Origin of the sequence: Paenibacillus sp. FSL R10-2788 (assembly GCF_038003885.1) — a bacterium.
Lineage (GTDB): Bacteria > Bacillota > Bacilli > Paenibacillales > Paenibacillaceae > Paenibacillus_AQ > Paenibacillus_AQ odorifer.
Genome location: NZ_JBBOQA010000001.1, coordinates 1,461,832 through 1,487,557, shown reverse-complemented (window position 1 = coordinate 1,487,557; position 25,726 = coordinate 1,461,832). Strand labels below are relative to the sequence as shown.

Here is a 25,726-nt window from a genome sequence, read left to right as displayed (position 1 = left end):
GTTAGCTATATCAATTGTTAAGCATGAAGAATCGAAAGGATACTTATGCTGTAAGCTGCTTATATTTCGTAGTCAGTTCATGGAACCACTGCTTGTCCTGTAAGGTCAACGCAAAATCAATCAGCTCGGCAATCTCACTCGGCTGTAAATCTGCTGAGTCATTAAAGGATACTTCAGCCATAGCTGTAGCTGCGCCATTCCCATCCTCTGCGTAATCATAAGAAAAACATAACTTAATGTCACTTTCCAGAAATTCATTACGAAGGAAATATAATACCTCACACATTAACACAGGTCTAACATGATCATCAAAGACACATTCCATAACCTTTGCCCAATATTGCTGGTTGTTGAGGTGTAACTTATCATTAGTTAAGAGATATTTCTCACCCTGAAAATCGGTGACAAATCTCAGTTCAAGCGGCTTCATCTTAAAAATAGTAGCAATTTGCTTCATGCTAATATTCAAAATATCTTGCGTTTCTAGTCTGATCATCTCTCCATGCACCTCGTCCCTCTTAGTTGGGTTATTCGAAACCTGCCATTATCTATAATTCTTTATATGCCATTATTGTAAAATTAACTCCATTAATTCACTTTAATTTTATCTAATTTAACATTATTATCGTCACCTGACTATGCTTTATTTATATTTTTTTAGGATTTCGCTCAGAAAAATGTTTCATTCTCTAAAAATCCGTTTAATATTATTGTTCATTACAATAAGATGTATAAAGATTACGCATCATGTGAAGCTTTTGCTTTCTTATATTTAAACAAAAAAAACTGTTCTGAATGGTCATTACAACCTCAGAACAGTTTTTTGCATTAGGATTATACTTCAGTTAATTTACTTAAACAAACAATGGCACTAACTGTATTCCCTCGGGTGAAATCCGCACGAGTCCTTTATCTGTGATACGTAACGTTGGGATAACCGCCAAAGCAAGCAGCGATAAAGTCATAAACGCGTAATTCAAAGTACAGCCGGCATCATACAACGCTTTGCTGATCGCAGCTGATTTCTCAGCAGCAATTTCAAATGGCTCTGTAGACATTAGGCCTGCAATGGCCAACGGGAATAACGTTTCTCCACTGGCTGTGATCATGCAAACCCCACCCTGAGCGTCCGCCACCGCGTTCGCAGCTTTAGCCATTAACTCATTATCATTGCCGATGACGAGTACATTATGACTATCATGAGCAACAGTCATTGCGATAGCAGCCGGTTCTTTAAAACCGATGCCTTCCACAACAGCCACTGATTTATTTCCTGTTCCTTTATGCCGTTCGAGCACAGCGATTTTACACAGACCCTCTACAGCATTTACATCCAGCTGCCCTGCCACTACAGGTACCGAAACTATACGTTCAATGGTCTCCACATGATTTTCTCTTACTTTAATAACTCTTGTAGTAAGTTCACCTGTTTCAATTGGAGCCGCGATAATGAAATCTTCGGCGGTAGGACGCTGTGGCAAATGAACCGAAGCCAACACTTCCTCTGGATAAGTGAATTTAGCAAGCTCTGCCGTCATTACTCCGTTCTCCGCAACTACTACACCTGCGGCAATTGTCAGCACTACATTAATATCCGCCAAATTCCCGTCTAAAAGGATGATATCTGCAAAAGAACCCGGAGTAATAGATCCGATATCCCGCGCTAAACCAAAGCGTTCAGCAGTATTAATGGTAGCCATTTGGATAGCCATTATAGGCTTAACACCTTGAGCAATAGCATCACGCAGGACGAAATTCATATGCCCTTCATCTCGTAAGGATTCCGAACTACGATCATCCGTTACCAGCATCATTCGGCGTGTATCTATGCCGTGTTCTGTATGGGCCGTAATTGTTTTAGCCACATCATGCCAAGCGGAACCCCGGCGCATTTTGGCATACATCCCCAGTCGAACGCGCTCAATCACATCGTCTGCCGTCACACACTCATGATCGCCAGTCACACCTGCCGCAGCATACACGGGCAGTCTCCAGTCGCTGGAAGGCCATGTGAAATGACCATCTACAAATCTGCCTGCCCGCAGCGTAGCTTGAATCTCTCCAAGCATTTTCTCATCGCCGTAAACAACGCCAGGGAAATTCATCACTTCGCCCAGAGCAATCACATCTTTGCCCCAAGTAAAAGCTTCGGCAACTTCTTCAGGACCAATTGAGGCACCCGTTGTCTCGAATTCCGCACCTGCCGCAGGCACACAAGAAGCCACCTGCATGTAAGCAGCTAACGGCGTACCCCGCATCTCATCCAGCATCAATTGAATACCCTTCAGCCCGAATACATTAGCAATCTCATGCGCATCAAAGAAACCACCTGTTGTGCCAAGCGGCAAAACAGCGCGGGAAAATTCAGTAACGGTTAGCTGGGTGCTCTCAATATGGCAGTGGCCATCGAGCAATCCCGGAGCTATATACTTGCCGTTCGCATCAATAACTTGCGTTCCTTCGCCAATCATATGTGTCACATCTTTACCAACATAAGCAATTCGTCCACCTTGAACACCAACAGACATTCCTTCTAGAATTTCACCAGAGCATACGTTGACCAGCTTTCCACCTGTAATTACCAGTGTTGCCGGTTTATCGCCTCTTGCCGTAGCCACAAGCTCAGGTACACAATCTGCTAAAGGCTTTCTTGTAAAAGTTGTCATCTTCATCTCTCCCCCGTTAGTATCCAAGTGTTGTCTTGATGTAGTGAATAGATCCGTAATCATAGAGGATTGCCTAACTATTAAGCCTAGGATAATATAGTTGCGCAGGTCTGTATTTGTAAGAAAAAACGGCTCAATCATCCCTGTAGATGATAGCCGTTTACTTATTCCCAAAGATTGTCCAAACCATCCGGACATGCCCCTGTTTTTACTCTCCCGCCATCCGCTCTATTCCAACGATTATCTTACTTTTGCCTCATATACGTCAAGTGCTGCCTGAACCCCAAACCCGCAAGGCCCCTTAAATCCATGACGCTGTAATGCGGCTTCCAGCGCTCCAAGCAGCCGCAACACGTTATTCTCACGACAGCTAAAACCCATCGTACCGATGCGCCAGATCCTTCCCTTTAACGGTCCAAAAGAACTGGCAATTTCAATTCCGAACCGCCCCAGCAGCAGCGAACGGACAGCTTCCCCATCTATCCCCTCAGGGATCAGCACACAGGTAACAACAGTAAGCTTGCAGGAAGGATCCCCGTATAGTTCTAAACCCATAGCTGTTAATCCAGCTACAAGTGCTTTTTCATGGAGGATATGTCTGGCGAATCTGGCATCCAGTCCTTCTTCAAGGGTAAGCCGCAAGCCCTCCCGCAGTGCATAAAGCATTGAGGTCATCTCTGTATGATGATTGAGACGTTGTGGACTCCAGTAATCCTGAAGCATGCCGAGATCGAAATAATTGCTGCGGACAAAAGATAAGTCACCTGGCTGGACATCACTTGTTCTAATCCCGCGTTCTACTCGTTTTCGGGTCATGAGCTTAGCTTCAGCACGATCATTATACGTTATCGGTGCCATTCCGGAAGGGACGGCCAGGCATTTCTGTGTCCCTCCAACGACGGCATCCAACATCCAAGCATCTGTCTCGACAGGAAGGCCCCCAATGGTTGCAACTGCATCAACTATGAATAAAGCATCCATCCCGCGGCAAGCTCTACCGATTTCCGCGAGTGGCTGCACACGTCCTGTAGAGGTCTCCCCATGAACCATTGCCACCACATGTGGCTTAAAAGTCTCCATAGCTGCTATCACTTCATCCGGCTCAAACACACTCCCCCATGGCTTTTCCAGCACGAACACCTCAGCGCCACATCTTTCAGCAATCTCATGCAATAGATGTCCGAAGCGGCCAAAGATCGGAATCAGCACACGCTCACCCGGCAGGATCAAACTAACCATCACGGCTTCAATTCCAGAACGGGAGGTACCATCGATAGGGTAAGCCCATGAATTACGAGTAGCGAACAGCTCCCGCAGCATTTCCATCGTTTCATTCATAATAGAGGTGAACTCTGGATCAAACTGACCCAGCACCGGAAAAGACATCGCCCGCAGTACACGCGGATCTACCTCGACCGGACCCGGAGTCATAATACAGCGTTGGGACGGCGACAAATCTTCGTAACGCTTCATGATGATCCTCCCTTAAAAGTTCGGCGAACTCTTTTTAATAAGCTAACTCATATAACATCGCAGTCAGAACCTCAAGCCCAGCCGCGAGCTGCTCAGGGGAGGTATACTCTTCCGGAGAATGGCTGATGCCAGCTCGGCTTGGCACAAATATCATCGCAGTAGGGCAACGCGGCGCCAATAGCTGGGCATCATGTCCCGCTCCACTTACCATCGTGCGGTACGTCTTCCCCTGTAGGCGGCAGATATTTTCCAGCATTGCAGATAGCTTCATATCCATAGGCGCAGGGACTGTGTGGAGCACGGATGTAGCCTCCAGAGTTACCCCACGTTTAACGGCAATTTCATTACATTCCGCAAGAAGCTTCTCACAGAAACGTTCCAATTCGTCCTCTTCACTATGGCGGATATCTAATGTAAAAAGAACCTCACCCGGGATTACATTTGGCGTATTCGGATTCACCTCAAGCTTACCCGAGGTTGCTACAAGAGGTTCACCAGCCGTTTTAGCAGAACTTTCAAGCACGTACAGCATTTCAACCGCACTAGCCAGTGCATCCTGCCGCATAAACATCGGTGTCGTGCCCGCATGATTAGCAATACCACTAACCTTGACCACATATCGTCTCTGTCCAACAATCCCCTGAACTACGCCTATCTGAGTGTCCGTCTTCTCCAGAATAATCCCCTGCTCGATGTGCAGTTCTACAAAAGCACCAATATCATTTCTAACTCCAGTCCGCTTAGAAGCTTTCTCCTCCGTTATGTCCTGTAAGAAGCTGGATTGTGCCATTGCTGCTTTTAACGTCACGCCCTCTGCATCCATACAGGTCTCGGCCTCGCTTCCGTCATACCTTTCCGTGACATGGCCCGAACCCCAATAAGCAAGCGGAAATCGGCTCCCCTCTTCTTCACAAAAAGATACGACCTCAAGCGTCCGCTGCGGCTGGCCAAAGTTCCTCTGCAAATCTTGAAGCGCAATCATAGCCGCAGCGATCCCATAGGCACCATCATATTTTCCGCCATTGACTACAGTATCGATATGCGATCCGGTTAAAATAACCTTTTGCTGCGGATCGCGTCCACTCAATCGTCCATATACATTGCCAACCTTGTCCACGGAAACTTCTAAGCCGAGCCCAGCCATTTTTTCCTGCAAAAAAATCTGCGCCCGGCTCCATTCCTCCGTATATAGCAGTCTAGTAACTCCTGGCCCAGCTGTGCTGAATGCCGCCAGCTCCTCCAGCAGGTCCAGCAGTTTCTGAGTCGATGCTTGAACTGTGGAATCATTCATAGGCTGTACTGCTCCTTCCTAATTCGCAGCCACTGTCCACCTCCCTCACTGATCACTCCTTCTTCAGAGGTATAGACCACATTCCCGCGGCAGATCGTAGCAACTACCTTGCAGGATAAAGTTCTTCCGATGTAGGGGCTGTGCTTGTGGCGATACAATAAATCCTCCGCAGTCAGCGTATAGGTTGTGCTTGGATTAAGCAGAACTAGATCGGCATCTAGACCTAGAGCTATAGCGCCTTTGCGATGCTCTATTCCAAACCGTTTTGCGGGTTGCCCTGCGAGCAGACGAGAAATTAACGTCACAGGCAATCCCCGCACATTCACGCCTTCATGGAACATAAGCTCCAGACTGCTCTGCGCACCCGAGATCCCACCCCACGCTGCAAAAAAAGACAAGTCCGGCTTCACCTTCAATTCCGTTGGACAGGGGGAATGATCCGAAGCAATCAAATCGATTTTGCCTTGGGCCAGCATCTCCCATAACTTCTCCTGCTCCACCGCACTTCGCAGCGGAGGCGCACACTTCGCCACAGGGCCTAAAGCCTTCATGTCATTTTCAGTGAGGACCAGATAATGTGGACAGGTTTCGGCCGAAACGTCCAGACCTCGTAGCTTAGCTTCATAGATTTTCTCAATGGCGGCGGCCGTGCTGATATGAACAAAATGCAACCGGCAGCCCGTACGTTCACTGTACAGCAGCGCCCTGGACACTGCCTCCAGCTCTGCTTCAGCAGGGCGGCAAGCCGCAAAATCACTTGCGCTGGTTCTGCCATTTCGCACTGCATCTGCGGTCAACACCGCCGTGATAGCCTCACTTTCTGCATGCAGCGCCAGAATCCCGCCCAGAGAAGCGATTCGCTGCATCCCTTGATAGAGTGTATCCTCATCCACTTCACGGAATCTGCCTTCGCCCTCCCCTCCAGGATTGGAGAGAAAGGCTTTAAACCCAGTGACGCCAGCGGCTGCCAAAACTTCTAAATCATCCAGATTGCCGGGAACGAGCCCACCCCACAGCACATAATCAACGGCAGAGTTTCCAGCCGCAGCATCCACCTTTTGACGAAGTGCAGCCTCGTTCACAGTAGGTGGATTGCCGTTAAGCGGCATATCTGCATAGGTTGTGCAGCCGCCAGCTGCCAACGCCGCAGAGCCGCTGCGAAAGCCTTCCCAATGTCCAAACGTTGGTTCATTAAAGTGGACATGCATATCAATCATACCGGGGAGGACATAGAACCCATCTGCGTCGATGACTTTGGTTAGCGGCGCAAGCGAAAGTTCCTCTCCAAGTGCGACAATCTTACCCTCTGATACTGCAATATCCAGCTTGAGTACCTGATCGGGCAGCACTACATTCCCGTTCTTAATCACAAGTTCATAGGATTCCTTCATGAGCTGCCACCTCCTCCGGTCGTCAACTTTCTCCTAACTTCCCCGGTACGTACTATATCCACCAGGAGCTACTAGCAAAGGTACATGGTAGTGTTGCATGGAGCTCTCTATATGAAAGCGAATAGGTATCTGTTCTAGAAAAAAGGACATCTCACGTTGAGTATCTACTGAGCTTTCTGTTACTCCTATGCCAGCTGCTGACGCTTTGGCATCAGCTCTACGGTAGTAATCGCCAACCATAAACAGCAGCTCGTAACATCCAGCCTCCAATTCGTTTCCCTCCAGCAGCGGAGCATCCAGCCTCCCGTCACTGTTCGTGACTTCTTCACACAGTAGCTTGCTCATCCCATCCGTAAGCTTCCAGAGCTGAAGCGTCAGACCTGTAGCAGGAATCCCCCGCGACAGATCCAGCACATGGGTGGTAAGACGCCCGCTCATTACGCTGTCTCTCCGGCCAGATCTGCACGGCTGACAGAAAAGCCCTGAAAACCATAGGGTGGACGAGGTTCGGTGAAGACTCCACCTTTAGTTTCTTCAGGCTCAACAATGGTTTCCCAAGTCCGGTTATTGGACTCAAATGAAACGGTAGCCAGCTGTGGAAAACGGGACAATACGCGCAGCCCAATTTGATAAATCAACGATTGGATTGATGGACTGTTCAGCTCATGAAAAGCGCTATGGGCGATATCGCGAACCTGCTCCGCAGCCACATATTGGCCTAGATCTCCATCCAGAGCATGCTCAACACCACTGTAGGTCCAGTTAATATTCAGAAAAATATAAAGCGGACGGTCAAAGCTCTCGGGCAATGTTGTGTACTCATCACGGACAAATCCATAAAACGAGCTTCCACTCACTTTTATCAGCTGTAAATCCTTCAATCGGCATTCATGAGCGATAACCTCAGTCCCATTCTCTCCACGTTTTATAGTTAACGAAGCCGAATAAGATTCATTATTGGAGTGACGCAGTACTAAATGACTCTGTTTAAGCCCCTCACCCCCGGGGACCATCACCTGTTCAAAAGGTAACCGGTCTGCGGAAACTGAAACTGCGGTGACATGATCGTATTTATCGAGAAAACGGCTGCTTAAAAGCTGCAGTAGCCCCTCCGTTGTGCTTCCAGTGTAGTCCGCGGTATTGCGCAGGATAAAATTTTTCATAGAATCGGTAGCAACAACCATGGAATTATCCCCCTCTGAAAAAGAAGGAAGAAACGCTTCGCCCGTGACCGCGAATGTAATATTATGTGCGAATATAATGTTGTCGCAGCCCGTGAAGGAAGATTCGGGAACGGGGGTAACGGCCAGCGGTTTAGCATAGGTACGATAAGTTAGCACATCACTTTTTCCATAAAACATTGTACGTCCGTTAATTGGTTCCAGCATGGCTGACACCCTCCCCGTTTATGATGAATGAATGAATAATTAAATAATTAAATCACTTAGGCGAAATCTCGTAATTGTACCGACTTCAGAAAAGGCTTGAACCCATTCCTCCTGAGGGGAACGCTCTACTCGCACTCCAATGGCGCTGATAATGTCATCTTTGTTTTTGCCACGAACAGCTAGAATAAAAGGGAAATGAAATTTGTCCGTATACTTTCGATTCAGATCATTTAATAGATTGAACTCTTCCGTTGTTAGCCGATCCAGTCCAGCTCCCTGCTGCTCTGAGGCAGACAAAGCCGTAACTTGAAGCCTAGTCGCCAAATCTGGGTGAGCTTTTAATAGTCCCTCCATTCGGCTCCGGTCAGCACTCAGTACGGTCTGCATCATTGTGCTATGCAAATGCTCTAAAGAATGGAACGGAATCTGCTTATACGCCTCCTCTGCTACCCACGGTGAATGTTCAAAAATGCCGCCTAGATGCTTCACAAAATCCGTTATACTCATGGCATTTATCTCTTCCAACGTAAACCTGCCTTCAGAAACGACCATCCACTCAACCTCCAATAGCTTTGTTAACAGCTCGTAAAATGCCACCGTACCCCGTACAGCGACAAATGTTACCCGATAAAGCTTCTTCCACTTCAGCCGGAGTAGGATGCGGGTTCTCTTCCAGCAGAGCAACCACCGAGATAACCATCCCTGGTGTACAATAACCGCATTGGAACCCCCCCTCTTCTAAAAAAGCCCGCTGAACGGGATGCAGGCCTACTTCACTAAGACCCTCAATTGTTGTAATTTCCGCACCTGAGCATTGATAGGCCATAACCAGACATGAATTCACTGGACGTCCATCCACCAGCACCATACATGCCCCGCAGCGGCCAATCTCACAAGAACGTTTTGTGCCGGTCAGCTCCAAATCTTCACGTATGACATTTAAAAGCCGACGGGAGGGTGGAATCTCCATGGATATCGCTTTCCCATTAAGATTGCAATTAAAGGTGAACCTCTCTTCTGTGAAGGCTTCCTCAGACGAAGCTGGGATTGGGTTCTCTTCATCTAGATTGTGATCTGAATTATGACTCGGCATGGATGTTCACCACCTTTTGTGGAATAAACGGTGTAGACTGCAGCCATTCGGGATCAATGGGCAGCTTGGTTACACGCTTCCCTACAGCCTGAAATATGGCTGACACGACTGCCGGAGCTAAATTGACGGAACCCACCTCTCCAATGCCGCGAGGACCGTACGTGTCATGATCCGGCAAATCCTCTATCGGCTGCACCTGAATGCTGCCATTCATGTCGGCAATGGTCGGCACCAAATAGGTGTCTAAATTTTTGGTGACATAGCTGCCGCCTGACATCACAGCATCCTCTGACAAAGTGAAGCCTACCGCCATACTGCTGCCACCTTCGATCTGCCCGAGATAACCTTGCGGATTAGCCACCGGTCCCGCCGCTACCGCATGATATTGGTCCAGTACACGGACACGTCCAGTAAGCAGATTAACTTCCACGCGGACTGCGATTGCAGAATAGGTGTATAGGAAATGTGCCCCCACTCTTTTAAAGGGTGTGGTTGGATAAGTAAACTTTGTATTACAGACAATGGGTTCTGAAATACGCTGTGCCAAGTCCTTGTAAGTCAGAAGTAGACCGCCGTCTTTTAGCCAAATGCCGCCAGGGCCGAGCTTCATTTCATAGTTATCCAGCTCTGGCTTTATCATCGCAGCTGCCTGCAGCACTCGAGCGGTGAAGTCTGGACGCAGCCGTTTCAAGGCCATCCACATCATGCTGGTTGATCGGGAAGCCGTACTAGATCCGCTATCAGGCACAACATCCGTATCGCCAATGACGATGCTTAGATCCTCTGCCGCCAAGCCAAACTGTTCAATCAGCATTTGTTCCATTGTTGCGATTAACCCCTGACCAAACTCCTCGTAACCAAACACCGCCTCAATCTTGCCCTCTAGCGTCAAAGAGAGCCTGCCACCCGCCGGATCGGGAATACCATAACCAAGTCCTGCACCATGCATAGCTATAGCAGCACCCGTTCCAGTTACGATCCAAGGTTCCACAACACCTGAATCACTGTCTGTAGATGCGGCCTCAGTCATAAGAGGCGAACCCGCCAGCGCTTCCCACACCTGAAAGGCACCATCGGTCTGAGCAATTTCCTGACCCAGTGGCCCCAGATCTCCATATTTACGCAAATTGCGGCGGCGTATTTCCCACGGATCGATCTGCAATCGCTCAGCCAACCGATCGATTTGTCCCTCCAAAGCGAAAATCGCCTGATTGCCGCCAAACCCGCGAAATTCACCAGATACACCGTTATTGGTATATACAGCAAAACCCTTCACATCCACATGATCGATGATATAGGGGCCCATCACATGTTCTGTCGCAAAGTTGAGCACCTCCGCCCCCAGTGTTGCGTAAGCTCCCGTATCCGAAATAATTCTGACCTGATGTGCCCTGATGATTCCTTCGGGGTCGCAGCCAGTCTTCATGGTGATTTTCATGGGATGGCGTTTTAGTCCTGCACGTACCGATTCAGCTCTCGAATTATGCAGTCTTACCGGACGGAGTGTCCGCAAGGCGAGCAGCGCTCCATACGGCTGTACATTCAGCTCGTCTTTTCCTCCAAAGGACCCGCCGATAGGACTCGAGATGACGCGAATATCTTCTTGAGGAATAGCCAGAATTCTGGATAGCTGCAGGCGATCCATCAACCCATGTTGTGTAGCTGAATATACGGTAAGCCGTCCGTTATCCTCTGGGATAAACAGTCCACCTTCAGTCTCCATATAGGTGTGCATTTGGCGTGGTGTATAGTAAGTCTCCTCTACCACATGACAGCAATCCGTAAATACCGTTTCCGGCTCCCCTTTCCGATATTCCGTATGATGAAGCACGTTTCCCTCGGCATGCAGCAAAATTGCGTCCTTTTTCATCGCCTCTTCCGGATTCTCCAGCAAGGGTAGAAGCTCATAATCCACTTCGATAAGAGATAAGGCGTATTCCGCAATTTCGTCCGTCTCAGCCGCAACTGCCGCAATCGCATCGCCAGTGTAACGCACACGGTCACTGCAAAATACCGGTTGATGCGGCAAAGCTATGCCAAAGCCGTTAAGTCCGGGCACATCCTCATGAGTGATTACAGCGTGTATACCAGGGACTTCAACGGCCTTCTCAATGCGTATGGACAAAATACGAGCATGTGCCTGCTCACTGCGGAGCACGCGGCCGATCAACATTCCTTCTGCCCTCATGTCGGTCAAATACTGCAGCTTACCGGATACCTTGCCCTCTCCATCAGGTCGTGTACGCCAGCGGCTACCGCTGGATTCCTTATTCAGCAGCATTTTCCCTCTCTCCTTTCGTCGGGTTATTCACCTCTAAACTCCGTATATTCATAGCCTTCCACAGCTCAGATACAACCAAATTCCCAGCAGTCTTTTTCTTGTAAAGTTCTGTTGCAAAGGAATCACTATACGTCTCAAAGCTGTTCTCAACCCCTTCATATAAAGAAGCCAACAGCTCATCTGTATACCTCACACCTTCAAGCATAACTTCAGCCCTACTTAGTCGCTGTGGCCGCCCAGAGCCCCCACCTGCGGCGATACGCACCTCACGGAAACGGTGTTCCTCATCGATTGATGCTGAGATTGCTACCGTTACAAGTGAAGGGGTGAACGCTTCCCTGCGGCCAACCTTACGAAAAATTTCTAGCCTATCCGTTAACGGACTCTCTAAGCGAGTAGGTGAGATGCGAATCTCAGCCACAAGATCCGCCGCAGGTTTTATCCCGCTCCAGTGATTGTTTAGCCACTCTATCAAAGGTAGTGCCGTCATAAATTTGCCGTCAAAGGAGATTAACTCCGCGTCATAGACCAGTAACGCAGGTAGAATATCTCCGAAGCCAGAAGCGATATTGCCCCCGAGCGTGGCAAGATTACGCACCGACGGAGCCGCTATGCAACGTGCAGCCTCTTGCAGCGCAGGAGCTACGGCCTGCAAATGCTCATTACTGCGGCACTGGGAGAGTGGAACAAGAGCGCCCAGAGATAAGTGAAATTCCGTTAAGGTAATGTCGCCGAGATTTGTAATTTGCCGAAGATCAATCAGCTGTTTGGGCATATGAGTCGTTCCATTTTCCCACCCTGTTCTCAGCAGTGTTCCCCCTGCAACATATCGGGCACTGTCTCCAAACGCCGTTTTTCTCTCCCAAGCTTCGTGCAGGCTGCGGGGTTGAATTACTTCAGGTAGCCTTCCTTCCTCTTCCCGTATAGCTCCCATACACTCCGCCTCCCTTTTTGAGTACCAGATTGCCGCTTCCCTTCTCGTATAGCCTGCCTTAAAACCTTTGTTCCCGAATATAAGGAACTCCGAGCGCCTCCGGTGTGCCGGATGGTTTGTTGCGATTGCGGTACCCCAGGTACATCAGGACCAGAATGGTCACAAGGTACGGAATCATTTTGAGAAAATAGGGCGGAACTGCACTGCCCAGCAATTGAATACGGAAGCCAAGTGAATCCAATGCCCCAAAAAAGTAGGCGCAGAACAAGGCACGCAGCGGATTCCATCTGGCGAAAATCACCAGCCCTACCGCAATCCAGCCCCGGCCGGCTGTCAGCCCTTCATTCCAGGTTGGCGCGTAGGCCAATACCATATCCGCTCCGGCCAGGCCGATGAGAGCAGCACCGGTGATCACATAGCTGTAGCGGATAAGCTGTACACGGATCCCCATCACATCTGCGGTAGCCGGACTGTCTCCGACTGCCCGCAAATGCAGGCCCCATGAAGTGCGGTGAATTAGCAGATGCAGAGCAAGCACTAGCAGCAGGCTAAACCAGGTTAGGTAGTCCATGTTGCCGAATATTTTTCCGATGAACGGTACATTTTCCAGCCAAGCCAGATGCAGCTTAGGGGAGGTTCCCGGCAAAGGAATGCCGCTGATCGGTTTACCAAGATAAGCGCTCAACCCACTGCCAAACAGGGTCATCGCAAGACCGGACATCGTATGATTCGCCCGCAAGGTCACACAGAGAAAAGAATGCAGCAAACCAAGTACAGCCGTTATAGCTACGGTAGCCAACAGAGCCAGCAGCAGGTTTCCGGAGCGAATATACACGATACAAGTGATGACCGCTCCCATCAGCATCAGACCTTCAGCCCCAAGCTGTATAATGCCGGCTCGTTCATTTAGAATGCCTCCCAGCGTAGCCAGCAGCAGCGGGGTCCCTGCGGAAATAGCGGCAATAAGTAGCTGTGTTGTAAAATCCATTGCCTATCTCCCCCCTTTCAGCTGAACCCGGCTACGGCGAATGCGGAAACGATAGATCATATCGCCAGCAATCAAGAAAAACAGGATGGAGCCCTGCAGCATTTCTGATATCGATGAGGGCAGCCCGATGGTTTGAACACTATATCCGCCAACAATTAAGCCACCGAATAAAATAGAAGTAACGATTAGACCGAGTGGATTCAATTTGGCCAGCCAAGCCACAATAATGGCGGTGTATCCATACCCCGGTGAAATGCCCTGCATCAGCTTGTGTGTAACACCGGAGACCTCCGCCATGCCAGCGATCCCGGCAAGCCCCCCACTGATCAGCATGACGATAATAATATGGCGCTTGATAGGAACCCCCGCGTATCTGGCTGCAACAGGATTGGCCCCAATCAGCCGGAGCTCGTAACCCCACTTGGTAAAACGAATCATTAAGTAATAAATCACAACGGCGATAAGTCCAAATAACAATCCAATATGCAATCTTGTACTTCCGAGAACAGGCAGCGATTGAGCCGCAGTAAACATAGGTGATCCCGGGAAATTAAATCCTTTAGGATCTTTCCAAGGTCCGAATACCACGTAATCGAGCGCCAATAGGGCAACATAATTCAGCATTAATGAAGTGATTAGCTCATTCACTCCAAAATGTGTCCGCGGAATAGCAGTCAGCAATCCCCAAAGCGCACCCGCGGCAATCCCGAACAGCAGCATTAAGCTCAGGGACCAGAATGAAGGTAAGTCAGGAAAATAAATCGTGACCGCTGTGGCCGCCATAGCCCCAACAGTTAACTGGCCTTCTGCTCCAATATTCCATACCGAAATGCGGTAAGCCACAGCAATCCCAAGCCCACATAGAAGAAGCGGGATCGCTTTAACCATCGTTTCCGTGAGCCCATACGCAGTGCCAAATGCGCCACGGAACATTTTTTCATAGACCAGCACCGGATTCATGCCATTCGCCGCAATAAATAGGGCACACAACAATAGCGCTAAAATTATAGATACAATAGGTGTCCACCAAGGAGAACGGATGCGGCTGGCATCGTATTCGAAACGTAGAGAGAATCGTTTTCCGGAGTGGGAGGGGAGGGATTCCAGTACAGCTGCTGCGGTATTTCTTCCATTCTCCAGGCTCATACGGCGCTCTCCTCTCTATTATGAATACCAGCCATTAGTAGTCCTATGCTCTCTCGATTCGCTTCCTCATGTGTACTCTCACCAATAATTGAGCCGTTATAGATCACTAGAATCCGGTCGGACAACTGAAGCAATTCATCTAAATCCTCCGAAATTAACAACACGCCACTACCTGAACCACGCAGTTCCATAAGTAGGTCGTGAACACCAGCCGTGGCACCTACATCCAGCCCTTGTGTCGGATGAACGGCGACCATCAGCTTCGGCCGATGACTGATCTCACGTGCAAAGAGCAGCTTCTGCTGATTACCACCTGACAACTGTTGTACTGGCGTCTCCAGCTCAGGTGTTTTGACATTAAAGCGCTGGACCAGCTCCTGTGACCACAAACGGTTCTTCGCGGACTTCAAGAAACCAAATTTGGAGTGCTCCTCTGAGCGGTAAGACTTAAACAAAAGATTATCCACCGATCCGAGGCGTCCAGCTAAACCGCTCTTCATCCGGTTCTCCGGCACGTGGGAGATTCCTGAATCAATCGCCCCTCTAACCGAAGCGGATTTCACCGTCTTTCCATCAAACGTGATTTCACCACTTTTCCAGCCTCTAAGACCAGTTAACACTTCAGCCAGTTCCTTTTGCCCATTGCCAGCTACCCCAGCTACGCCTACAATCTCTCCTTTACATACGTTCAGAGAGAAGTGATCCAGTGCTTTTCGCCCGTGATCGGCATATACGTCCACATCTTTCACTTCTAATAAAGAATCCCCTTCAGTGGCTTCCCGTTCTTGACGGGTGATGGTTACTTCCTTGCCCACCATCAGACGAGCCAGCTCCAGTTCATCTGTATCTGCTGTGGTCAGCGTGGCGATCATTTTTCCTTTGCGCATGACGGAAATCCGATCGGAGGACGCCATAACCTCTTTCATTTTATGAGTAGTCATAATGACCGTTTTTCCTGCCTGCTTCATGACCCACAGCGTTTCAAATAGCTGTTCCACCTCTCCCGGGGTCAGTACAGAGGTTGGTTCATCCAGAATAATAATGTCAGCCCCGCGATACAGCGTCTTAACGATTTCAACACGCTGCTGCTCACCCACGGACAACTGCCAGATCGGGCGATCCACCGGGAAATTCAGTCCAAACCGTTCCGCTAATGCCTCGATCTCCTTGTGTTTCTTCTTCATCCACTTACGGCCGCGCCAGAAAGACGACTTTTCGCCAAGCACGATATTTTCTGCTGCTGTGAGGCTTTGCACCAGCCTAAAGTTCTGAAACACCATACCTACACCCAGCTGCGCAGCATCTTTAGGAGAACGGATCTGAGTACCTTTCCCATGAATGAAAATTTCTCCTTCGTCTGCTCTATACACCCCTGACAGCATGCTCATCACCGTGCTCTTTCCGGCCCCATTCTCCCCAAGCAACGCATGAATCTCACCCGCATTTGCCGAAAAGTCGACTTGATCACTGGCGGTTACCGAGCCGAATTTTTTCACAATCCCCCGCATTTCAACTGAAGTTCCCCGCATGGCCTGAACCCCTCCTTCCTTCAAGTTGTAGTACGGGTGGGGAAGTTTCCGCTTAACGGAACCCGCCCCACCCATAGATTGTGCACATCTTATTCCCTATTTTTAAACATTATTGCGGGATAGTTCCTTCCACACCCTTTACGAGCCAGTTCATGCCCAGCACTTCCTCCAAGGTCAGCTTCTGACCCTCCTGAACCTTCACATTCCCTTGATTATCTGAGATCGGACCTGTGAAAACCTCCAGCTCACCACTGATAATTTTGGCTTTGGCGTCTTCGACAAGCTTTTTCACATCATCTGGGATCTTGTTCCCGAAAAGAGCCAGCTCCACCATACCGTCAGCCATATCACCGGAATATTGCTCGCTCTTCCAGGTTCCATCCATAACTGCCTGCACAGCTTTTACGTAATACGGCCCCCAATTCCATACCGGGTTCGTCAAATAATTGTCCGGAGCGTATTTGCTCATATCCGAGTCATTCCCCCCGGCAAAAGCCCCTCGTTCAGCAGCAGCCTGCAGTGTTGCAGGTGAATCCTGATAGGCCAAAAGCACATCCGCACCCTTATCCAGCAAGCTGATTGCCGCTTGACGTTCAGTCGTCGGGTCATACCATGTATTCGTCCATACCACATTCACCTTTACATCAGGATTGACACTTTGTGCTCCAAGGGTAAAAGCATTCAAGTTATAAATCACTTCGCTGATCGGAAAAGCGCCCACATAACCAAGCTGATTGTTTTTGGTCATTTTTCCTGCCGCTATGCCGCTCAGATAGCTGGCCTGATAGTTTTTCCCGAAGTAGGTTCCCATGTTCTCTGCGGTTTTGTAACCCGAAGCATGCAGGAACTTCACGTTGGGGAATTTGCCCGCTACATTTAATGTAAAATCCATATATCCGAAGCTCGTTGTAAACACGATGTCGTGTGATTGTGCAAGCTCGGTGATGATTCGTTCGGCGTCAGCACTTTCAGGGACATTTTCTACAAAGTCAGCTTTAATCCCTAGCTCCTTCTCCATATACAGCCGTCCTTGATCATGTTGGTATGTGTAGCCGCCATCCCCTGGAGGTCCGATATAAACAAAAGCAACCGTCGGTTTCTTTGCAGCCGGTTCTGTTGTTGCAGTTGCCTCTGTTGCCGCTGTAGTTGTCGCTGGTGCCTCCGTTGCATTTGTAGAAGTATTATTATTGCTGCCACACCCCACCAAAGCCACCGTCATTAGAACCATTAATGCAAGACAAGATGTTATGAACTGACCCCTTTTTTTCATAATTCTCCTCCTCCAAATCATCTCTCATCATGGCTGCAACCATTAATGTACTTCTACTATACTTAGAGGTGGCCTTGGCGTAAATTTATATAACATACGTTTGTATATGAATATAAGAATCAGAACTTTTTTTGTGTGTAATGCACTAATTGGTTTTGGTATGGTGAGTTTCGTGTCATATTATATGACCAAAGGTGGAAAAGGAACACTGTTTCAGATTACTTTTCAGACTATTCTTTACTTCACTTTCCATTTCTCAGAATCCATTGCTCCTGAATCTCACCAAAATCTTCTTTTGTATCTGCGTCCATGAAATAATGGGCAGACTCAGATTCCAGAACAATCCCCTTATAATCAGGTGAACGCAATATCCCCGCCGCTCCTCGATCTCCATCTAATCCCTGTAGTGCTGGAAACAACGTCTTCGAGAACAAAGCCGGGGGCATAGCCGACCCATTGCTGACGCTAGCGACATAATCCATCTCCGGAGATTGTTCAAACGTTTGTATTAGACGGTTCACTAATGCTGTAGTAATAAATGGCTGATCCGCAAGCGCCACAACTACTGCATCGGGCTGTAAAGGTAATACCGCATTAAGGCCACAGCGCAGTGAAAAAGACAATCCTAGATGTGCGGTTAAGCAAGTTTCGGTACGTCTGGATGCTTGCGGTTCAATCGCGGGTGGCAGCCATTCCAAGTTGTCATCCGCACGCACTACCACGATTAGCGGTTCTAGATTGCAACGATCCAATTCACTAAGCGCGACGCTCCCGAGTGAGACCTCCTGCGACAATTTCAGTGAAACCTTGGACACGCCCATCCGCCTGCTCTGCCCCGCTGCCAAATATATTCCTGCTACCTTCAATACTATCCGCTCCTTTGGGCAGCTCTCGTGAGCCCACCCTTCTAATTTGAATTATTTCCGCTATAATACTGACCGCAATCTCCTCCGGACCTTCTCCTCCAATCGGCAACCCTACAGGTGCATGCAAAGATGCAGGAGCCTCAAGCCCTTCCAGTAAAAGAGATATCCGCGCCTTCGAACCGATAATCCCTATATATAGAGGAGCAAGCGGAATCACACTCTCCAGGAACTGTCTATCCCGCCCAAGTTGATGACTGCAAATCAATACATAATCCTCCCGAGCTACGCCCAATCGCTGAACAACCTCCATAGGGGAACAAATTACTTGTTCAGCTCGAGGAAACTTATTGTGTAAGCTTCCTTCACGCCAATCCGCAACCGCTACCCGAAAGCCAACTCTGTCAGCAAGTTCCGCAATAGGAACCACATCACGTCCCCCGCCAAAAATCACAAGCCGCGGTTTGGGCACGAAAGACGTATGGAATGCTGTCAATTCTGCTGGAGCGGCCATAAAGCGACCTGCCGCCAGGCTTTCTTTTGCCGAGTGGGATAATTTCGGATGTTTCTTGCTCTGCGGCAGTACAATGTCTGGATCCAGCTCCAGCTTATAGATAAAACCTTTCTCCACTGCTTCGCGGAACAAAATTAGCTTCTCTCCCCTAGCCAATCTGTCACTCGCCTGCACTAAAAGCTTGTAGAGCTGACCCTGCACGGGTTCTAGCACTACTTTGATTTTGCCTCCACAGCCGACAACCTCACCCCAGGACAGATCATCCGGAGACAGCATGTTGTATTCCACAATTTCGGGCAGCCCTCGTTCCCAGATCTCAGAAGTTCGCAGCTGCAGATCGTTTTCCAGACAACCTGGACTCAGGCTCCCAATCGTACCTTCTTCAAAAAACAACATCACCGCTCCGGCTTTACGATACGAGTGTCCCTCCACCTCTATCAGCGTTGCCAGCACCGCAGGCGCCTGATGGGTTTGAATATGCATTGCGATTTCATGTGTATTCACGAGGTTCCCCTCCTCCGTGTTTGCATTTCAACCCAGAACTTAGAACTTAGAACTTAGAACTTAGAACTTAGAACTTAGACCTTAGTCCCTTCCGAGCATCCTCCGAAACATGAATACTAACTTCAACCTCATTAGATCATTTATTTTTTTAAAATCGACGTCCAGCAGCTCACTAAGCTTCTCGATCCGGTAGGTAGCCGTGTTTCGATGAATAAACAGTTTCTTAGCCGTCTCATTAACATGACCATCGTTCTCTAGATAAACTTCCAGCGTCCGCAGCATTTCCCTGACATACTCCGGTTCTCGGTTAAGCAACCCTCTAAGACTTCCATTACAATATTTCTCCATAACCTCTGCCGGAATTTGCCCGAGTAGCAGGTTAAGCTCAAGCTGCCGGTAATGCACAACATTCCCTTTTACCCCCCCGCCCTGAAGCATTCCCATACAATCCTTTACCTCCGCAAAAGCCTCCTTCAGCCCCTCCGGCTTCGTTTTACAACTGCTTATCGCAGCTCGCGGATAATATCCCTTATCAAACTTCATGTTGTTAAAACAAGCCTGGATTATATCCCGGAATTGTTCAGGACGCTGACGATCTCCCGGATATATAGACAAAAGTCCTTGATCTATGATCACATGAATTCCCTTTACTTCCCGCAGCCCGGGATGTTCAAGATATTCTTCTTTTAGTCTGAGCAGCTCCCCTTGGCGTTCTTCCCCAGTCGCAGCTGTATCGGTCAATAAGAGACAAAATGGTGATTGAAGCAGCTCAATCTTCAAGTCGAGAGCAGCCTGCGCCAAATCTGTGTAAGATAAATTACCGCTCAAACAACGTCTCAGCAATCCGCTAAACTCCCTGTGTTCTGCCTGTTCAAAATAATCTTCGTATCCTGAATGAATATGATATGAAATAAGTTCAGCTCCCTGAACGAACAAACTTTCTTCCATTGGGAGCAATAAAGGGTCGATGGCACAAAACAATAGATATCCGGAGCACTTCTCTCCTTGCAAAAGTGGTGTACGGTAGCCCACATGATCTCCAACACGAAAGCGCTGATTCCGTTTCTGCCACGGCCACCCCTCCAGCAGCTGTGAAGGATGGTATTCAGAGTTGTTGTAGATCACACCCCCCCTTGCGCTAACCACCACAAGTGAATGGCCAATCACTTCAGACACCGAATCAAACAATGGACGGCTGCGGACAGATCTTAGGGCAAATTGCATCAGCTTTTTCTGCTTCTCCATAATGTTCTGCAGAACGTGAGTGCTGCGGCTAAGCTCGGCGCGAAACAGACCATTCATCTGATCCGAAAAAGTAAACTCGAAAGGCAGCTGGATAAGCGGGAAGTTAAGACTCTCCGCTTCTGCAACCAGTTGCTCTGGTACTTCATCCCAAAATCGCCCCAGCTTAATACCCAAGGCCGAAGATCCCCGGCGATTCAAAGTCTGCAGCAAGGCAGAGGCTTCCTCCATATTGTCCTTTATCAAATAGGCTGTCGTCAGCAGCATCTCGCCTTCTTTGATCCAATCCGAGATATCGGGGGCATCCATCACATTAATTGACTTCACAATTCGATGTTTCCCTTTAGACCCAGCGATAAGCTTCGCCTCGGACAAAGGATAAATGGACAACGCTTCTTCAACCGTAAGATGCATGCCACCCCTCCTTATTAGGATCAATAGAACCATTTCTGATTTATAATGTTATTTTATGTAACATTATAATTAAAATGAACCGTGTTGAATAGAGGGAAGTTAAATTTTCATGATTTATATGTTAATAAACTTAACACAAAATGAACATGGATCATGAATTATGAATTATTAATTATTAATTATTAATTATTAATTATTAATTATTAATTATGAATGATGAATGATGAATGATGAATGATGAATTATTAATTATTGAAATTTAGCTCATATCGTTCATGTGAACTGTATAAGGGGATTGGAAAATAGTAGGTGGAGTTGAGGGAGGGCTTTCGAGTAAAAACAAGTTTTTACGGGTTCACGCGGGAGTCGGAATAGGGAGTCGGAATAGGTGGCAGGGTATTCTCAGGCTATTCGAATTGGCCATCGGATCGAAGTCGCAGGCACACCAGCGCTGCAAGACGGGGAATTGAGCGGTGTATGAGATCCGTACGAGCAGAGATAATACCACCCCACTATAGCTGTGGCGGAGGTACAAACTATTATAGATCCACTGCTGCCGGTAGAGGTGAAAGGCACTTTTGCCCTTCTTTTTGGCTGTTTGGCCGGAATTGCCGGGATGAAGGGCCTTTTTGCCCTTCTTTTTGACTACATAGGCGTCTTCGCCACATTCTGCGGGATTTATACTGTTGTTTTTAGTTACTTATGCTACTTTCCTGGGTTCTACGGGATTTATACCGTTCTTTTCAGCTACTTGAGCCATTTCCCCGGATTCTGCGGGATTTATACCGTTCTTTTTAGTTACTTATGCCACTTTCCCAGATTCTGCGGGATTTATACCGTTCTTTTTAGCTACTTGGGCCACTTTCCCAGATTCTGCGGGATTTATACCGTTCTTTTTGAAGCTAGAATAAAAAGTGGACAGTAGTTAACAGACTGGCGATAATGAGTCCACGGAGGTGTGTTCACATGGGAGAACATCGACAACGGTATAACGAAGAATTTAAAAAACAGACAGTGCAGTTCATTCAAGAGCAAACAAAGACAGTGGGCGACTTGGCGGAAGAGCTCAACATCCCAAAAAGTACCCTGCATCAATGGATGAGCCAGTATCGAGAACTAAAGAATGAACCGGCAGCTAGCGTGGATCGAGTACGGGAACTCGAGGCACAGTTGAAAGAAATGAGCCGTCAACTTCAAGAAAAAGATAACAAGATTGCCGATGTGGAAGAGGAATTAGCGATCGTAAAAAAAGCAGTGCACATCTTCAGCAAACCAAGGAACTGAGATTCCAGTTTATTGAAAAACATCGCTCCGAGTTTCTCTTGGAGAAGATGTGCATGACCCTACATGTGTCACGGAGCGGGTACTACAAGTGGCGGACAGAAAAAAACAGTACGCATATGCTTCGTAAGGCTGCGATAATGAAGCGAATTCAGTATCATTTTGCAGACCATCAAAAGCGGTATGGGAGTCCGAAGATCACCCGCCTGTTACATCAAGAAGGTTATACCGTTACCGAACGCACGGTGAGTGTGTACATGCGACATATGAAGCTTCGCTCCATTGTCTCCAAAACGTATCGCGTACAGACCACTGACTCCAATCATGACCATCCGATTGCCCCGAATACGCTGAACCAGCAATTTAAAATACTCAAACCCAATTCAGTATGGGTTACCGACATTACGTACATTCCTTGCCGGGGAGGGCGCTTGTACCTGGCTAGTGTAATGGACCTTTGCACGCGCGAAATCGTGGGGTGGCGCTTGGAGAACCATATGGAAACTAGCTTAATTTCGGGCGCCTTACAAGATGCTTACGAAGCTAAACAACCGGAAAAGGGTCTATTACATCACTCCGATAGAGGTTCTCAATATACTTCTCATGAATACAGGCAGCAGTTGAAAGCGTATGGCATGGAGTCCAGCATGAGCCGCAGAGGTAACTGTTATGATAACGCCTGTATCGAGTCGTGGCACAGCATTTTGAAAAAGGAGCTCATTTATTGTAATCCACGATTCAAAACTAAGGAGCAAGCCTACCAGACACTTTTTCAATATATTGAGTTTTATTATAACCGCAAGCGAATGCATGGCGCGCTGGGGTATCTTTCTCCAGTTCGTTTTGCTGAGCAATTGACTAGAATGTCTGTTGCGTGACTGTCCACTTTCTTGACAGAGGTCCATTTTAGCTACTTGGGCCACTTTCCCAGATTTCTACGGGATTTATACTGTTCTTTTTAGCTACTTGGGCCACTTTCCCAGATTCTGCGGGATTTATACCGTTCTTTTTAGTTACTTGAGCCATTTCCCCAGATTCTGCGGGATTTATACTGTACTTTTTAGTTACTTGAGCCATTTCCCCAGATTCTGCGGGATTTATACCGTTCTTTTTAGCTACTTGTGCCACTTTCCTGGATTTTGCGGGATTTATACCGTTCTTTTTAGCTACTTGTGCCACTTTTCTGGATTTTGCGGGAGTTATATCGTTCTTTTTAGTTACTTAAGCACTTCCCACGATTTCTGCGGGATTTATACCGTTCTTTTTAGCTACTTGTGCCATTTCCCGGTTTCTGCGGGATTTATACCGTTCTTTTTAGCTACTTGTTCCACTTTCCTGGATTTTGCGGGATTTATACCGTTCTTTTTAGTTACTTAAGCACTTCCCCCGATTTCTGCGGGAGTTATACCGTTCTTTTCTCTCCAGCGACGTATTCACTTAATTCAACTGGTCTTACACAACACAATCGAGCGCTGAATTTATCTTTTTCACTCTACCACTCCAATATTGAGCCAACTTAAGCTACCTTAGTTTTTAAAGCAACTCCACTGGGCTCCCCGGTGTAAATAAAACTAAGAGTAGGAGGGAATGACATGTGTATTTCGTTAATTTGTGAATCAATAAGTGAGTGTGGCGTTAGAGTGTATTGCTAGAATGTAATCCTAGAGTGTAATCCTATAGTGTATTCCCAGAGTGTATTTCTAGAGTGTAATCCTAAAGCGTCTTCCTAGAATGTATTTCTAGAGTGTATTCCAAGAGAGTAATGGAGGAGTATCGGTTAACAGTAACTAGAAAAGTAACTAGAAATGTAACTAGAAAAGTGTCAAGATATGTTGTTCGTAGCTACGGTCTGTTTAGTATCGCTGCTTTTTCAAGACCACTGCACTCAGCCTCTCAAGACTGCTGCCACACTTCATTCACCCAAGAGAGTAACCGGAGATCCTGACCATGTCCGGCAATAACGGATAATCCTAGTGGCAATCCACTTGTGGAGAGCATAGGTAATGTTACCTGAGGCAAACCCGCCAACCCAGCTATGCAACTCAACATCATCGCACCACTACGATTCACCTCCAATTGGCGCAAATCCCCTCCACGCAGCGGCGCTGGTCCCGGAACTGTCGGAATCACAAGACAATTGTCCTCTCCTAGCAGCAGGCGCAAATGATTAGAAATCTCTTTTTGCTTACATTGTGCAACGCTATGATCCTCTTCCGCCAAACTGGCAGCCCACGAGAATCGCGCTGCAATATCAGGCCCAAAGACTGGTTTCTCGTTCTCAATCCAAACGCCATGAGTTTCCCAAATTTCATTCCCCTGCAATTCTCTAAAAACATCCATCCAGACCTTTAACCCCTCCAAAGCAATCTCTATCTCCATGAGATGATCTGCCCCGGATCGCAAACACCTTAATCCCTCCGATAAAATAGCTGCATTCTCCAGATTAACCAAAGCCCAGCAGTCAGTAGCAACAAATAAAGTACCCATTTTATTTTTGTCTTCCATATTCTTTTTTACCTTGTTTTCCGGGCCAATCTCTAAAATTTTCTCCGTACTCTTCTCAGTACTCTTCTCAATACGTTTCTCCAAAATCGTTTCTAAACTTTCCTTCTGGCTCTTTTCTAAATTATTTTTATCAGTCTTCACCATGTCTCCCTCTAAGTTGTTCTCTAAATTTTCCAATACATTCTTCTCTATGCTCTTCCCTACAGTTTCTTCTAGACTACTTCCTATTTTCTTCGACGTCTTTACAGATGTACTCCCAGCCACAAGTAACACTTCCCCTACCTTCTGGAGCACATCCAAGCGATCCGACACCCAGCCAACTGTATCAAAAGCCGGAGATAATGGAATAACACCTTGAAAATCCACAGCTCCATGCGTTGGCCGGAAGCCATATACTCCGCAATAAGAGGAAGGTACTCGAATTGAGCCACCGGTATCTGTTCCGAGCGCAAAATCAACACTACCAGAAGCTACCGCTACTGCCGAACCACTTGAAGATCCGCCTGGGATACGACCTACAGCACGCGGATTAATCGGCGTTCCATAATGATGGTTCTCGCCGCCCAGACTATACATCAGCTCATCCGTATGGGCAGCACCACGAAGTGTAGCACCCGACAACAGTAAACGATGTACAGCCACCGCATGCTCCGTGGACGGATGGTGGCTACGCAGCCAATCAGGATTACCTGCAGAAGAGCTGTGTCCAGTTACAGCGAATACATCTTTTACTGCAAAGGTCAGTCCATCCAATATCCCGCTTTCTAAACTCTCAACCGTAAGCTCAGGATCTATAAACGCACCATACCGATTATCCAAAACCATAATTCCCCCTCCTCCCTAGACCATTACTTTTACCCTTCCATCAGCCTTTCGGATCCCACGCTTCTCCTACGATTCCTCCAGCGTTCCTTCCAATTCCTCATCTTTCCTCCTACGACCCATCAGCAGCT

23 protein-coding genes are annotated in these 25,726 nt (G+C 47.8%); 3 read left to right on the top strand and 20 right to left on the bottom strand.

Translation table 11 applies throughout. The features are described from left to right. Nucleotides 1-43: 43 nt before the first annotated feature. The 18 genes from NSQ50_RS06570 to NSQ50_RS06485 form a co-directional block, all read right to left on the bottom strand. Entirely contained in the window at nt 44-496 is a 453-nt protein-coding gene (locus NSQ50_RS06570) for an IDEAL domain-containing protein (protein WP_036680123.1), read from the bottom strand. 358 nt (nt 497-854) lie between these two features. After that, a complete protein-coding gene (gene ade / locus NSQ50_RS06565; RefSeq protein WP_076224241.1) occupies nt 855-2,672 on the bottom strand; it encodes an adenine deaminase in 1,818 nt (605 codons plus the stop codon). A gap of 234 nt (nt 2,673-2,906) precedes the next feature. Further along, on the bottom strand, nt 2,907-4,139 hold the full coding sequence (locus NSQ50_RS06560; protein WP_036680013.1) for a pyridoxal-phosphate-dependent aminotransferase family protein: 1,233 nt from the start codon (nt 4,137-4,139) through the stop codon (nt 2,907-2,909). A 34-nt stretch (nt 4,140-4,173) separates the two neighbouring features. Beyond that, nucleotides 4,174-5,430, bottom strand: a complete 1,257-nt coding sequence (locus NSQ50_RS06555) for a Zn-dependent hydrolase (protein ID WP_036680016.1) — start codon at nt 5,428-5,430, stop codon at nt 4,174-4,176. Then, the gene (locus NSQ50_RS06550) at nt 5,427-6,821 is read right to left on the bottom strand and encodes an allantoinase (RefSeq protein ID WP_036680019.1); all 1,395 of its coding nucleotides are present in this window, start codon (nt 6,819-6,821) and stop codon (nt 5,427-5,429) included. The genes NSQ50_RS06555 and NSQ50_RS06550 overlap by 4 nt, the downstream gene beginning before the upstream one ends. 33 nt (nt 6,822-6,854) lie before the next feature. Further along, a complete protein-coding gene (gene uraH / locus NSQ50_RS06545) occupies nt 6,855-7,259 on the bottom strand; it encodes a hydroxyisourate hydrolase (RefSeq protein WP_036680022.1) in 405 nt (134 codons plus the stop codon). Further along, entirely contained in the window at nt 7,259-8,209 is a 951-nt protein-coding gene (gene pucL, locus NSQ50_RS06540; protein WP_036680024.1) for a factor-independent urate hydroxylase, read from the bottom strand. The genes uraH and pucL overlap by 1 nt, the downstream gene beginning before the upstream one ends. A 39-nt stretch (nt 8,210-8,248) precedes the next feature. Continuing rightward, nucleotides 8,249-8,761 carry a 2-oxo-4-hydroxy-4-carboxy-5-ureidoimidazoline decarboxylase gene (gene uraD / locus NSQ50_RS06535; RefSeq protein WP_036680026.1) on the bottom strand — a complete coding sequence of 171 codons (513 nt, stop codon included), beginning with the start codon at nt 8,759-8,761 and terminating at the stop codon, nt 8,249-8,251. A 4-nt stretch (nt 8,762-8,765) separates the two neighbouring features. Next, nucleotides 8,766-9,302 (bottom strand): (2Fe-2S)-binding protein, encoded by a 537-nt coding sequence (locus tag NSQ50_RS06530; protein ID WP_081382493.1) that lies wholly within the window; start codon nt 9,300-9,302, stop codon nt 8,766-8,768. Continuing rightward, the gene (gene pucD, locus NSQ50_RS06525) at nt 9,289-11,583 is read right to left on the bottom strand and encodes a xanthine dehydrogenase subunit D (RefSeq protein ID WP_036680028.1); all 2,295 of its coding nucleotides are present in this window, start codon (nt 11,581-11,583) and stop codon (nt 9,289-9,291) included. Before pucD ends, NSQ50_RS06530 begins: the two co-directional genes overlap by 14 nt. Beyond that, the gene (locus NSQ50_RS06520; protein WP_076144444.1) at nt 11,570-12,517 is read right to left on the bottom strand and encodes an FAD binding domain-containing protein; all 948 of its coding nucleotides are present in this window, start codon (nt 12,515-12,517) and stop codon (nt 11,570-11,572) included. The genes pucD and NSQ50_RS06520 overlap by 14 nt, the downstream gene beginning before the upstream one ends. A gap of 58 nt (nt 12,518-12,575) precedes the next feature. Further along, entirely contained in the window at nt 12,576-13,505 is a 930-nt protein-coding gene (locus NSQ50_RS06515) for an ABC transporter permease (RefSeq protein ID WP_076144442.1), read from the bottom strand. A 3-nt stretch (nt 13,506-13,508) separates the two neighbouring features. Continuing rightward, the gene (locus NSQ50_RS06510) at nt 13,509-14,651 is read right to left on the bottom strand and encodes an ABC transporter permease (protein WP_076144441.1); all 1,143 of its coding nucleotides are present in this window, start codon (nt 14,649-14,651) and stop codon (nt 13,509-13,511) included. Continuing rightward, on the bottom strand, nt 14,648-16,180 hold the full coding sequence (locus tag NSQ50_RS06505; RefSeq protein WP_076144439.1) for an ABC transporter ATP-binding protein: 1,533 nt from the start codon (nt 16,178-16,180) through the stop codon (nt 14,648-14,650). Before NSQ50_RS06505 ends, NSQ50_RS06510 begins: the two co-directional genes overlap by 4 nt. A gap of 109 nt (nt 16,181-16,289) precedes the next feature. Then, a complete protein-coding gene (locus tag NSQ50_RS06500; RefSeq protein ID WP_076144437.1) occupies nt 16,290-17,450 on the bottom strand; it encodes a BMP family ABC transporter substrate-binding protein in 1,161 nt (386 codons plus the stop codon). A gap of 242 nt (nt 17,451-17,692) precedes the next feature. Further along, nucleotides 17,693-18,271, bottom strand: a complete 579-nt coding sequence (locus NSQ50_RS06495) for an NTP transferase domain-containing protein (protein WP_063829796.1) — start codon at nt 18,269-18,271, stop codon at nt 17,693-17,695. Further along, nucleotides 18,207-19,331 (bottom strand): XdhC family protein, encoded by a 1,125-nt coding sequence (locus NSQ50_RS06490; RefSeq protein ID WP_052096844.1) that lies wholly within the window; start codon nt 19,329-19,331, stop codon nt 18,207-18,209. The genes NSQ50_RS06495 and NSQ50_RS06490 overlap by 65 nt, the downstream gene beginning before the upstream one ends. Nucleotides 19,332-19,412: 81 nt before the next feature. Further along, nucleotides 19,413-20,987 (bottom strand): PucR family transcriptional regulator, encoded by a 1,575-nt coding sequence (locus NSQ50_RS06485; protein ID WP_076224231.1) that lies wholly within the window; start codon nt 20,985-20,987, stop codon nt 19,413-19,415. A 520-nt stretch (nt 20,988-21,507) separates the two neighbouring features. On the opposite strand from NSQ50_RS06485, the gene NSQ50_RS06480 reads away from it, so the two are divergent. From NSQ50_RS06480 to NSQ50_RS06470, 3 genes are read left to right on the top strand one after another with little or no spacing between them, the layout of a single operon-like run. Continuing rightward, nucleotides 21,508-21,912 (top strand): hypothetical protein, encoded by a 405-nt coding sequence (locus NSQ50_RS06480; RefSeq protein ID WP_340949314.1) that lies wholly within the window; start codon nt 21,508-21,510, stop codon nt 21,910-21,912. A gap of 41 nt (nt 21,913-21,953) precedes the next feature. Then, a complete protein-coding gene (locus NSQ50_RS06475) occupies nt 21,954-22,271 on the top strand; it encodes a transposase (protein ID WP_036683594.1) in 318 nt (105 codons plus the stop codon). Further along, nucleotides 22,220-23,146, top strand: coding sequence for an IS3 family transposase (locus tag NSQ50_RS06470; RefSeq protein ID WP_143766314.1), 927 nt, complete (start codon nt 22,220-22,222; stop codon nt 23,144-23,146). The genes NSQ50_RS06475 and NSQ50_RS06470 overlap by 52 nt, the downstream gene beginning before the upstream one ends. A gap of 28 nt (nt 23,147-23,174) precedes the next feature. Here NSQ50_RS06470 and NSQ50_RS06465 read toward each other — a convergent pair whose 3' ends face one another. Both NSQ50_RS06465 and NSQ50_RS06460 read right to left on the bottom strand, forming a co-directional pair. After that, nucleotides 23,175-23,396, bottom strand: a complete 222-nt coding sequence (locus NSQ50_RS06465) for a hypothetical protein (RefSeq protein ID WP_340949313.1) — start codon at nt 23,394-23,396, stop codon at nt 23,175-23,177. Between the two features lie 765 nt (nt 23,397-24,161). After that, on the bottom strand, nt 24,162-25,598 hold the full coding sequence (locus NSQ50_RS06460; RefSeq protein WP_370511397.1) for an amidase family protein: 1,437 nt from the start codon (nt 25,596-25,598) through the stop codon (nt 24,162-24,164). Nucleotides 25,599-25,726: the final 128 nt, after the last annotated feature.